This window comes from Streptomyces cathayae (assembly GCF_029760955.1).
GTDB lineage: Bacteria > Actinomycetota > Actinomycetes > Streptomycetales > Streptomycetaceae > Streptomyces > Streptomyces cathayae.
The window spans coordinates 689,743-701,127 of sequence record NZ_CP121682.1 but is presented as its reverse complement, the minus strand read 5'-3'; the positions used below and the strand labels follow the sequence as shown (position 1 = coordinate 701,127).

Annotated in this window: 11 protein-coding genes; 7 read left to right on the top strand and 4 right to left on the bottom strand. The window is 74.7% G+C overall.

The window, feature by feature from the left end:
* Position 1 precedes the first annotated feature (1 nt).
* The 7 genes from PYS65_RS03360 (at position 2) to hypE (ending at position 6,377) form a co-directional block, all read left to right on the top strand.
* Positions 2-127 (top strand): DUF6893 family small protein, encoded by a 126-nt coding sequence (locus PYS65_RS03360; RefSeq protein ID WP_279332262.1) that lies wholly within the window; start codon positions 2-4, stop codon positions 125-127.
* 110 nt (positions 128-237) lie between these two features.
* Positions 238-651, top strand: a complete 414-nt coding sequence (locus PYS65_RS03355) for a hydrogenase maturation nickel metallochaperone HypA/HybF (protein WP_279332261.1) — start codon at positions 238-240, stop codon at positions 649-651.
* Positions 652-692: 41 nt separating this feature from the next.
* A complete protein-coding gene (gene hypB, locus PYS65_RS03350; RefSeq protein WP_279332260.1) occupies positions 693-1,388 on the top strand; it encodes a hydrogenase nickel incorporation protein HypB in 696 nt (231 codons plus the stop codon).
* Positions 1,385-3,784 (top strand): carbamoyltransferase HypF, encoded by a 2,400-nt coding sequence (gene hypF / locus PYS65_RS03345; protein ID WP_279332259.1) that lies wholly within the window; start codon positions 1,385-1,387, stop codon positions 3,782-3,784. The genes hypB and hypF overlap by 4 nt, the downstream gene beginning before the upstream one ends.
* A 40-nt stretch (positions 3,785-3,824) precedes the next feature.
* On the top strand, positions 3,825-4,145 hold the full coding sequence (locus tag PYS65_RS03340) for a HypC/HybG/HupF family hydrogenase formation chaperone (protein ID WP_279332258.1): 321 nt from the start codon (positions 3,825-3,827) through the stop codon (positions 4,143-4,145).
* Complete coding sequence (hypD, locus tag PYS65_RS03335; RefSeq protein WP_279332257.1) at positions 4,142-5,281, top strand: hydrogenase formation protein HypD; 1,140 nt, start codon at positions 4,142-4,144, stop codon at positions 5,279-5,281. Before PYS65_RS03340 ends, hypD begins: the two co-directional genes overlap by 4 nt.
* On the top strand, positions 5,274-6,377 hold the full coding sequence (gene hypE / locus PYS65_RS03330; protein WP_387036550.1) for a hydrogenase expression/formation protein HypE: 1,104 nt from the start codon (positions 5,274-5,276) through the stop codon (positions 6,375-6,377). Before hypD ends, hypE begins: the two co-directional genes overlap by 8 nt.
* Positions 6,378-6,482: 105 nt before the next feature.
* On the opposite strand, the gene PYS65_RS03325 is transcribed toward hypE, so the two are convergent.
* The 4 genes from PYS65_RS03325 to PYS65_RS03310 all read right to left on the bottom strand — a co-directional run bounded on the left by PYS65_RS03325 (position 6,483) and on the right by PYS65_RS03310 (position 11,373).
* Positions 6,483-7,856, bottom strand: coding sequence for a cryptochrome/photolyase family protein (locus PYS65_RS03325; protein ID WP_279332256.1), 1,374 nt, complete (start codon positions 7,854-7,856; stop codon positions 6,483-6,485).
* A 4-nt stretch (positions 7,857-7,860) separates the two neighbouring features.
* Entirely contained in the window at positions 7,861-9,495 is a 1,635-nt protein-coding gene (locus PYS65_RS03320; protein ID WP_279332255.1) for an SDR family oxidoreductase, read from the bottom strand.
* 153 nt (positions 9,496-9,648) lie between these two features.
* A complete protein-coding gene (locus PYS65_RS03315) occupies positions 9,649-10,428 on the bottom strand; it encodes a polysaccharide deacetylase family protein (RefSeq protein ID WP_279332254.1) in 780 nt (259 codons plus the stop codon).
* A 42-nt stretch (positions 10,429-10,470) separates the two neighbouring features.
* On the bottom strand, positions 10,471-11,373 hold the full coding sequence (locus PYS65_RS03310; protein ID WP_279332253.1) for a DMT family transporter: 903 nt from the start codon (positions 11,371-11,373) through the stop codon (positions 10,471-10,473).
* Between the last annotated feature and the right edge of the window lie 12 nt (positions 11,374-11,385).

The following is an 11,385-nucleotide window of genomic DNA, read 5'->3' as shown; positions in this document are numbered from 1 at the left end:
CGTGAAGAAGACCCTCGTCGGCGGCGCTGCCGCCGCCACCGCGGCCACTGCCGTCACCGCCCTCGCCGTCCTCGTCAGGGGAGTCCTCCCCGACGTCAGGCGATACCTGCGGATGCGCAGGATGTGAACCGAACGGCCCACGCAGGCGTGTGATCCCGGCGCGCCGGTCGGCCGGCCCGGGGAGGCGCGTCTGTAATGGGCGCCGGACAGGCAGTCACGGGCGCAGGACGGAGACCGATGCACGAGATGTCCATCGCGCTGGCCGTCGTCGACCAGGTGGAACAGGCGGCCCGGCCCGCCGGGGCCACGGGCGTCGCACACGTGGCCCTCGACGTGGGCGAACTGGCCGGCGTCGTCCCGGACGCGCTCGCCTTCTGCTTCGAACTGGCCTGCGCCGGCACCGTCCTGGAAGGTGCCGAACTGACCACCCGGACCGTCCCCGGCACGGCGCGCTGCACCGGGTGCGGCGAGGTGTGGGAGGTCGGCATGCCTCCCCGCCTGCTGTGCCCCGGCTGCGGGCAGGCCGCGGCCGAACTGCTCTCCGGCCGCGAACTGCGCATCAGCGAGGTGCGGTGGGCCGCCCGGGAACAACAGCCCGCCCCCGAACGGCAGTCCGCGCCGGCCACGCCGCGGCCGGCCGGCACCACGTGAACCCGTCTTCGAGGTAACCCGTCTTCGAGGTGAGCCGAACCATGTGCAAAGTCGTCGATCTCCAACAGGCGGTCCTCGCCAAGAACACGACCGTCGCCCGGCTGCTGCGCTCCGAGCTGGCCGCCCGCGGCACCACGGTCGTCAACCTGCTCTCCAGTCCCGGCAGCGGCAAGACCGCCCTGCTGGAACGCGAACTGCTGCTGGCCCGGGAACGCCAGGTCACCGTCGCCGCGCTCACCGCGGACCTGGCGACCGAGAACGACGCCGAACGGCTCGCCCGCTCCGGCGCCCCCGTCAAGCAGGTCCTCACCGACGGGCTGTGCCACCTGGAGGCGGACATGCTCGCCGGGCACCTTGACGGCTGGCTCCCCGAGCACACCCGGCTGCTGTTCGTGGAGAACGTGGGCAACCTGGTCTGCCCGGCCTCGTACGACCTCGGCGAGTCGCTGCGGGTCGTGCTCGCCTCCGTGACCGAGGGGGAGGACAAGCCGCTCAAGTACCCGACGGCCTTCGGCCTCGCCCAGCTCGTGATCGTCACCAAGACCGACCTGGCCGCACCCGCGGACTTCGACGAGGCGGCCTTCCGCGCAGGCGTCCAGCAGGTCAACCCCGGCGTGGAGGTGGTCCTCACCTCCGTGCGCACCGGAGCGGGCGTGGGCACGCTGCTCGACCGGGCGCTCGCGGCGGCGCAGGGCACCGCGCCCCACGCCCCGGTGATGGCCAGGGCGCAGGCGTGACCGCTCCCCAGCCCGTGGCCGACCGCGCGCCGGCCCCGCGGCGCAGCCGGGTCGTCGTGCGGGGCGTGGTGCAGGGCGTCGGCTTCCGGCCGTACCTGTACACCCTGGCCACCGAACTCAGGCTCTCCGGCCATGTGACCAACACCGCGGACGGCGTCGTCGTCGAGGTCGAGGGCGATCCCTCGTCCGTGGACCGGTTCTGCGCGCGCATCGCCCCCGACGCCCCGCCGCTGGCGCTCGTCGAGTCGGTCGACGCCACCGAGGTGCCCACCACCGGCGCCGACGGATTCTCCATCGTCCCCTCACGCGCCGGCGGCCCCGCCCGCACGCTCGTCTCGCCGGACACCGCGACCTGCGACGACTGCCTCGCCGAACTCACCGACCCGGCGGACCGGCGCCACCGGCACCCGTTCATCACCTGCACGCACTGCGGGCCGCGGTTCACCATCGTCACCGGCCTCCCCTACGACCGCGACCACACGACCATGGCCGGCTTCCCCCTGTGCGCCGACTGCGCCCGGGAGTACGCCGACCCGGCCGACCGCCGCTTCCACGCGCAGCCCGTGGCCTGCCCCGCCTGCGGGCCGCGGTTACGGCTGACCGTGGCCCCCGGGAAAGGCGGCGGCCCCGAACCCTCCGGCCCCGAACCCGCCGACCCGATCCGCGCCGCGCGTGACCTGCTCGCCGCCGGGGCGATCCTCGCGGTGAAGGGCCTGGGCGGCTACCACCTGGCCTGCGACGCGACCGACCCCCGGGCCGTGGCCGAACTGCGCCGCCGCAAGGCCCGCGGGGACAAGCCGTTCGCCCTGATGGCCCGGGACGTCGCCGACATCGCCCACCTGGTCCACGCCGGACCGGCGGAGCGCGAGCTGCTCACCGCCAAGGAGCGGCCCATCGTCCTGATGCGGCGCCGCCGCACCGGCGCCCAGGACCCCGGCCGCCCGTGGCCCGCCCGGGAGGTCGCCCCCGGCAGCCCCGACCTCGGCGTCATGCTCCCGTACACCCCCGTGCACCACCTGCTGCTCGAAGCCGACGACGACCACGGCTCCACGCCGTCACGACTGCTGGTCATGACCAGCGGGAACCTCGCCGGCGAACCCATCGTCACCGACGACGCGGAGGCCCTGGAACGGCTGTCCGGCCTGGCGGACGCCTGGCTGCTGCACGACCGGCCGATCCACGTACCGTGCGACGACTCGGTGATGCGGATCTGCGACGGCGAGCCGCTGACCCTGCGCCGCTCCCGCGGCCACGCCCCGCTGCCGCTCACCCTGCCCGTCCCCGTGACCCCGGCACTCGCCGTCGGCGGCGACCTCAAGAACGCCTTCTGCCTCGGTGAGGACCGCAGGGCCTGGCTGTCGGCGCACATCGGGGACATGGACGACCTCGCCACCCAACAGGCCTTCGCCCGCGCCGAGCGGCAACTGGAGGCGATCACCGGGGTCCGGCCCGCACGTCTGGTCGCCGACCGCCACCCCGCCTACCGCTCGGGCCGCTGGGCCGAACGGCACGCCGCCGGACGGCCCGTCCTGCGCGTCCAGCACCACCACGCCCACGTCGCGTCCGCCATGGCCGAGCACGGCCTCGACGGCAGCCACCCCGTCCTCGGGGTCGCCTTCGACGGCACCGGCCACGGGGACGACCGGGCCGTGTGGGGCGGTGAGTTCCTGGCAGCGGACTACACCGGCTTCTCCCGCTTCGCGCACCTCGCCTACGTGCCGCTGCCCGGCGGGGACACCGCCGTCCGGCGCCCGTACCGGATGGCCCTGGCCCATCTGCGCGCCGCGGGCGTCCCGTGGGACGGGGACCTGCCGTGCGAGGCCGCCTGCCCGCCCGACGAACTCCGCCTTCTCGAGCAGCAGTTGACGCGCGGGCTGAACTGCCCGCCCACCTCGAGCATGGGCCGCCTCTTCGACGCCGTGTCCTCCCTCGCCGGAGTGTGCCACCACGCGGGGTACGAGGCGCAGGCCGCCGTCGAACTCGAGGCCGCCGCGGTGACGGCCGACGCCTGTGCGGACGACGCCCGCTACACCTTCCGGCTCACCGGCGGGAACGGCACCCCCCGCACCGCCGACCCCGCGCCCCTGCTGGCCGCGGTCGTCGACGACGTGCGGGGCGGCGTCCGGCCGTCCCTGGTCGCGGCGCGCTTCCACCACGCCGTCGCCGGGCTCGTGCGGGAGGTGTGCCGTCTGGCCCGCGGCGAACTCGGCCTGGAGACGGTGGCCCTGACCGGAGGGGTGTTCGCCAACGTGCTGCTCTCGTCGGCGTGCGCGACCCGGCTGCGCGCCGACGGCTTCACCGTGCTGCGCCACCGGCGCATCCCGCCGGGCGACGGAGGGCTCGCCGTGGGCCAGCTCATGGTGGCCGCCCGTACCGGAGCCGCCGCCACCGGGTGACGCAGCCGCACCCGAACCCGCGACAGTGAGGAGAGAACGCATGTGTCTTGCGGTACCCGGCAGAGTGCTGGACGTCGAGGACCGGGACGGAACCCGGATGGCCACGGTCGACTTCGGAGGAGTCGTCAAAGAGGTGTGCCTGGAGTACCTGCCGGACCTGAAGGCCGGTGAATACGCCATCGTCCACGTCGGGTTCGCGCTCCAGCGGCTCGACGAGGAATCGGCCCGCAGAACCCTGGAGCTGTTCGAGAACCTCGGCATGCTCCAGGAGGAGTTCGGCGACCCCTGGGAACAGGCGGCCGCCCAGGGCGCCGCGCAGCAGCCCCCGCACCACACCACCGCCCCGGAGGCACAGCAGTGAAGTACATCGAGGAGTTCCAGGACCCCGACCTCGCCGAACGGCTGCTGGACGACATCCGGGCCACCGTCACCCGCCCGTGGGCGCTGATGGAGGTCTGCGGCGGCCAGACCCACACCATCATCCGGCACGGCATCGACCAGCTCCTCCCCGAGGAGGTCGAGCTGATCCACGGCCCGGGCTGTCCCGTCTGCGTCACCCCGCTGGAGGTGATCGACAAGGCGCTGGAGATCGCCTCCCGCCCCGACGTCATCTTCTGCTCCTTCGGCGACATGCTCCGCGTGCCCGGCACCGGACGCGACCTGTTCCAGGTGCGCGGCACCGGCGGGGACGTCAGGGTCGTCTACTCCCCGCTCGACGCGCTGCGCGTCGCCCAGCAGAACCCGGACCGGCAGGTGGTCTTCTTCGGCATCGGCTTCGAGACGACCGCCCCGCCCAACGCGATGACGGTGTACCAGGCGCGCAAGCTCGGCATCCGCAACTTCAGCCTGCTGGTCTCGCACGTACGGGTGCCGCCGGCGATCGAGGCGATCATGCAGTCGCCGGACTGCCGGGTGCAGGCGTTCCTCGCCGCCGGACACGTGTGCAGCGTCATGGGGATGGACGAGTACCCGGGACTCGCCGAGCGCTTCGGCGTGCCCATCGTCGTCACCGGGTTCGAACCGCTCGACATCCTGGAAGGCGTCCGCCGTACCGTCCGCCAGCTGGAACGCGGTGAGCACACCGTCGACAACGCCTACCCGCGCGCCGTGCGTCCGGAGGGCAACCCGGCGGCCCGGGCCATGCTCGACGACGTCTTCGAGGTCACCGACCGCGCCTGGCGCGGCATCGGCGTCATCCCGGACAGCGGCTGGCGGCTCTCCTCGCGCTACCGCGACTACGACGCCGAGCACCGCTTCGCCGTCGACGGCATCACCACCCGCGAACCGGCCGCCTGCCGCAGCGGCGAAGTGCTGCAAGGGCTGCTCAAGCCGCACGAGTGCGAGGCGTTCGGAACCACCTGCACCCCGCGCTCACCGCTCGGCGCCACCATGGTCTCCAGCGAGGGTGCCTGCGCCGCGTACTACCTCTACCGGCGGCTCGAGCTGAACACCCCGGCGAGGCCGGCCGCGTCCCTGGAGGGCAGCCCCGTTGTCTGACACCACCGGCACCGTCCCCGGCGCCGTCCGGCAGGCCGAGGACACCCGCCCGGACATGCTCAACTGGACCTGCCCCGTACCGCTGCGCGACCAGCCGCGGATCGTCATGGGCCACGGCGGCGGCGGAGCCCTGTCCGCCGAGCTCGTCGAGCAGCTCTTCACCCCCGCCTTCGGCGGCCCGGCACCGGAGGCGCTGACCGATTCCGCCGCCCTGGAACTCGGCGGGGCCAAGCTGGCCTTCTCCACCGACTCCTTCGTGGTGCGCCCGCTGTTCTTCCCCGGCGGCAGCATCGGGGACCTCGCGGTCAACGGCACCGTCAACGACCTCGCCATGAGCGGGGCCCGACCCGCCTATCTGTCCTGCGGCTTCATCCTCGAGGAGGGCACCGGCACGGACGTCGTCGGACGGATCGCCGCGGCGATGGGCGCCGCAGCCCGGGCCGCGGGGGTGGAAGTCGTCACCGGCGACACCAAGGTCGTCGAGGCCGGCCACGGCGACGGCGTCTACATCAACACCTCCGGCATCGGACTGATCCCCCCGGGCGTGGACCTGCGGCCGGGGCGGGTGGTCCCGGGGGACGTCGTCCTCGTCAGCGGGGCGATCGGCGTCCACGGGGTGGCGATCATGAGCGTGCGGGAGGGGCTGGAGTTCGGGGTGGAGATCCTGAGCGACTGCGCCCCGCTCGGCGGTCTCGTCGAGGCGATGCTCGCCGTCACACCCGACCTGCACGCCCTGCGGGACCCCACCCGCGGCGGACTGGCCGCCTCCCTCAACGAGATCGCCGCCGCCTCCGGCACCGGGATCGTGGTGCGGGAACGCGCCGTGCCGGTGCCCGACGCGGTGACCAACGCGTGCGCGGTCCTGGGGCTGGACCCGATGTACGTGGCCAACGAGGGGAAGCTCGTGGCGTTCGTGCCGCCCGCCCACGCGGACGCCGTCCTGGCCGCCATGCGCGCCCATCCCCTGGGCGCCGAGGCCGCGGTGATCGGCGAGGTGACCGACGCGCACCCCGGTATGGTCGTCGCCCGCACCGCGCTGGGCGGCACCAGGGTGGTGGACCTGCCCCTCGGCGAGCAGCTGCCGCGGATCTGCTGAGGACCGCCGGCCGCGGCCCCGGAACCACGGGGCCGCGGGGCGGCCGGGGCCGTCGTGCCCGGCTCGCACCCCGTGCCGTGCGGGCCGGGCACGACGTTCTTCTCCTCAGTCCCGGCCGCGTGCGTGCTTGAACCGCGCCAGGCCGTCCGCGAGGCCGATCAGCGGCCCGGGGTAGTCCAGGCGCGCGCGTTCGTCCTCGGGCAGCAGCCACGGTTCATGGACGCGCTTGCCCGCCACCTCCCGTAGTTCCGGCACCCAGCGGCGTACGTACGCGCCCCGCGGGTCGAGGCGTCTGCCCTGCGTGACCGGGTTGAGCACGCGGTGGGGGCGGGTGTCGGTGCCGGTCCCGGCGACCCACTGCCAGTTGAGCTGGTTGTTGACGATGTCGCCGTCCACGAGCAGGTCGAGGAAGTGCCGGGCGCCGATCCGCCAGTCCACGTACAGGGTCTTGGCCAGGAAACCGGCTGCCAGCAGGCGTGCCCGGTTGTGCATCCAGCCCTCGTGACGCAGCTGGCGCATCGCCGCGTCGACGACCGGGTACCCGGTACGGCCCTCCCGCCACGCGGCGATGTCCTCGGACGCCTCCTCCTCGGTGCGCCACCGGTCGTGCCGGGTGCGGTAGTCCAGGGCGGAGGCCGCCGGCCGTGCCGCCAGCACCTGGTGGTGGAAGTCGCGCCAGCACAACTGGCGCACGAACGCGTCCGCCCCGGGCCCGCCGTGCGCGCGGGCCCGCCGGACGAGTTCCACCGGCGAGAGGGCTCCGAAGTGCAGGTACGGCGACAACCGGGAGGTCGCGTCGCCCGCCAGGTCGTCGTGGTGGTCCTCGTACCCGGACAGTTCCTCGCGGGCCCACCGGGAGAACCGCTCACGCCCCCGTGTCTCCCCGCCGGACGGCAGGCCCGGGGAGAGGCCGGACAGCCCGTCGCGGGACGGCAGCGGCTCACCGCGCACCGCCTCCGGGACGCGTACGGTGCGCGGTGTCGGACAGGTGTCCCGCAGCCGCTCCTGCGACCAGCGGCGGAAGTAGGGCGTGAACACGGCGTAGTGATCGGAGCCGGCCGGAGTCACCGCCCCCGCCGCCACGGCGGTGATCACGCCGTCGTGCACGCGCAGTGCCACGCCGTGGTCGCCGAGTTCCTCGCGCAGCCGCTCCTCCCGGCGCTGGGCGTACCCGGTGACCCCGGCGGCCATGTGCACCTCAACGGCTCGGCACTCCGCGGCGAGCGCGCGGACCTCCCGTACGACCGGCCCCGCACGCACCACCAGCCGGCCGCCGCGCCGGCGCAGTGAGGCGTCCAGGTCGGCCAGGCAGTCGGCGAGGAAGGCGCTGCGGTTGGGCGCGTCGAAGCCGGCCGCGTGGACACCCGGGTCGCGTACGAACAACGGCACCACCTCGTCCGCCGCCGCGAGGGCGGCGCGCAGCGGGGGATGGTCGTGCAGACGCAGGTCCGAGGTGAACAGGACGACCGCGACGGTCATGGTGTCACTCCTGGTGTCGTGAAGCGGTGCGATGGCCGCTGTTCCCGGATGCTCCGCCCGACGGGGGAGGGCCGGACGCGGTCGGCGGGGCCGGCGGGGATTCAGCCCCGCGCGCGCCCATGCCCTTGGCCGCGGCCTGGGTGATGTTGCGGGCCATGCCGCCGAAGACGACGGCGTGGAAGGGGGCGACGGACCACCAGTAGGCGTGGCCCGGCAGACCGCGTGGGTGGAACAGCGCGCGCTGCCGGTAGCGGGTACGGCCCCCGGCGTCCGTCTCGGCGTACATCTCCAGCCACGCCAGGCCCGGCAGTCGCATCTCCGCCCGCAGCCGCAGCAGCCGTCCGGGCTCGATCTCCTCCACCCGCCAGAAGTCCAAGGAGTCCCCGGCCCGCAGGCGCTCGGCGTCACGCCGTCCGCGCCGCAGCCCGACCCCGCCGACGAACCGGTCCAGCCAGCCCCTGACCGCCCAGGCGAGCGGGAAGGAGTACCAGCCGTTGTCGCCGCCGATGCCCTCGATCACCTTCCACAGCGCCTCGGGTGACGCGTCGACCGACAACTGCCGTTCGTCCTGGTAGAGGCTGCCGCCGGCCCAGTCCGGGTCGGTGGGCAGCGGATCGCTCGGGGCCCCCGGCACGGCCGCCGACGACCAGCGGGTGGCCACCTGTGCCTCCCGCACCCGCCGCAGGGCCAGCGCCAGCGCCTCATCGAACGGCAGGGGCCGGCCCGGGGCGTCGGGCACGTACCGGGCGATGTCGTGCTCCCGGCAGACCACCTCGTGCCGCAGCGACTCCGTCAGCGGCCGGGCGAGGGCGGCGGGCACCGGGGTGACCAGGCCGATCCACAGGCTGGACAGCCGCGGGGTGAGGACCGGCACCGACACGATGAGCCGCCGCCGCAGCCCGGCGACGCTGGCGTACCGGCGCATCATGTCCTGGTACGTGAGGACGTCCGGTCCGCCGATGTCGAACGCCCGGTCGACGTCGGCCGGCATGGTGGCCGAGCCGACGAGGTAGTGCAGTACGTCCCGCACCCCGATGGGCTGGGTCCGGGTGTGCACCCAACGGGGGGTCACCATCACCGGCAGCCGCTCGGTCAGATAGCGCAGCATCTCGAAGGAGGCCGACCCCGAGCCGATGACGACCGCCGCCCGCAGCACGGTGGCGGGCACCGGGGCGTCGAGGAAGATCCGCCCGACCTCGGCCCGCGACCGCAGGTGCGGGGAGAGCGATCCTTCGGGCATGTCCGGCGGGGTGAGCCCGCCCAGGTAGACGATCCGCCGCACACCGGCGGCGTGCGCCTGCTCGGCGAAGACACGGGCCGCACGGCGGTCGGTCTCCTCGAAGCCGGAACCGCCCGCGAGGGCGTGCACCAGGTAGTACGCGACGTCGATCCCGTGCAGGGCCGCGGCGACCGAGTCCGCGTCCGTGACGTCGCCCCGCACCGTCTCGACGTCCCCCGCCCAGGGGTGGTCGCGGAGTTTGTCCGGGGAACGGGCCAGGCAACGGACGCGATGGCCGGCCTCCAGCAGTTCGGGCACCAGACGTCCGCCGATGTACCCGGACGCCCCGGTGACCAGACAGTGCAACCGCTCTGGTTCCTGTCGTCCTTGCCGTCCTTGCCGTCCTTGCCGTCCGTCCATGCCCGTCATCGTTCCTCCTCGTGTTCGCCCCGATTGTCCCCCTCTCGCCGATCATGGCCGCACCAGCGCGCCCGCGCCCGTCGCGGCGAGTCGGCCGGCGGCCGGGAGGCGACCGTCCACCCGTACGGCCCGCCCCCGGACGCCGCCGTCCGCTCACCGGGACCGGGACCGGGGCACGGCGGGAGGCACCTCGTGTTCGGCGAGCGGGCCGACCGACAGGCCCGCATCGCGGCAGCCGTCCACGATGCCGGGCAGGGCACCGAGCGCGGCCCGCCAGCAGCCCGGGGCCGACATCCTGTCCGTGTCGTGCAGGAGGACGGTGCCGCCGCCGCGCAGACCGGCCGCGACGGCCGAGCACACCGACGCCGGGGTGGCCCCGGCCGTCCAGTCCCTGCCCCAGGCGGTCCACAGCACCGGCCGCAGACCCGCCGCGCGGGCGGCCGCCCAGCGCCCGGAGGTGAGGACGCCGTAGGGCGGGCGGTACCAGCGGGGGTACCGGCCCGTCAGCTCCCGGACCGCGCCGGCCGCCCGCAGCAGGGCACGCACGTCGTCCGCCGGGGCCGGCCGCCAGGGACGGTCGTGGCTCCAGCCGTGCACGGCCAGTTCGTGCCCGCGGCGGACGGTCTCCCGCACCACGGAGGGATGCCGTACGACGCTGTCGCCCAGGACGAAGAAGGTCGCCCGGACCCCGAGCGCCTCCAGCGCGTCGAGGAAGCACGGGGTGGACCCGGGATCGGGCCCGTCGTCGAAGGTCAGCGCGACGTGGCCGGGACGCCCGACACCGGCGAGACGGGGGAGACGACGGCGCACCACGGGCAGCCAGGTGGCCGCCGGGGCGATGTGCGCCGCGGCGACGGCGGCGGGCGGAGCCAGCACGGCCGCCGCGCGCCGGGCGGGGGAGCGACCGGGGGAGCGACCGGGGGACGTGGGCATCGGCTGGGCCTCCTCGCCGTGTGTTCGGGGTGCTCGGGATTCCTACGGCACCGGCCGGACCGAGTCGGTACCCGGGCGCCGCGCCGCGGTGTCCCAGCTGCCGGAGACCAACGGGGCGCGGGCCAGCCCGGCGGCGCCCACCCCCATGAGCACCACGCCGGCCACCGCGGGCACCACCCGCACACCGAGCGCGATCTGCTCCCCGAACAGCGCCCACCCCAGCACCACGCTCACCAGCGCGTCACCCAGGGTCAGAGCGGGCTGGGACGCCGCCAGCGTCCCGGCCCGGAACGCGCTCTGGAGCAGCAGAAAGGCGACGGCTCCGGCGGCGACGGTGGCGTACGGGGGCCACGACGCCAGCAGGGCGCCCAGCCCGTCCGAAAACCTGCCGGTCATTTCCTTGAGCAGCGCCGCGGTCAGGGCGAAGCAGACCGCGGACGCCAGCCCCAGCAGCGCCGCGCGCGGCGCGCCCCGCACCGCACGGGCCGTCACCACCAGCACCGCCACGGCACCCAGCACCACCCCCGCGGCCACCGTCCACAGCCCCGCGGAGGCCGTGGACCGGCCGACGGTGGGAGCGGCCGAGATCAGGAACAGCGACAGCCCGACGGCCAGGGCGGCGAACGCCAGCCAGATGCCGGGGTCCGGCCGACGGTGGAAGACCACGCTGCCGACGACCAGGGTGAACAGCAACTCGGCGGCCATGAGCGGCTGGACCAGCGCGAGACTGCCCATGCCCAGAGCCGCCGCCTGCAGAACGGTGGACAGCGCGAGCAGCCCGGCACCCGCCACCCAATGGGGCCGCAGCAGCACACGCCCGAGCCAGCGGACGGCCTGGCGCAGCCCCGCACCTCCCTCCGGTTCCTCCGCCGCGGCCCGCCGCTGCAGCACCGAGGACGAGGCGTTGGACAGCGCCGCCAGCAGGGTCAGGACGACGACCAGCACGCCGTACCACCG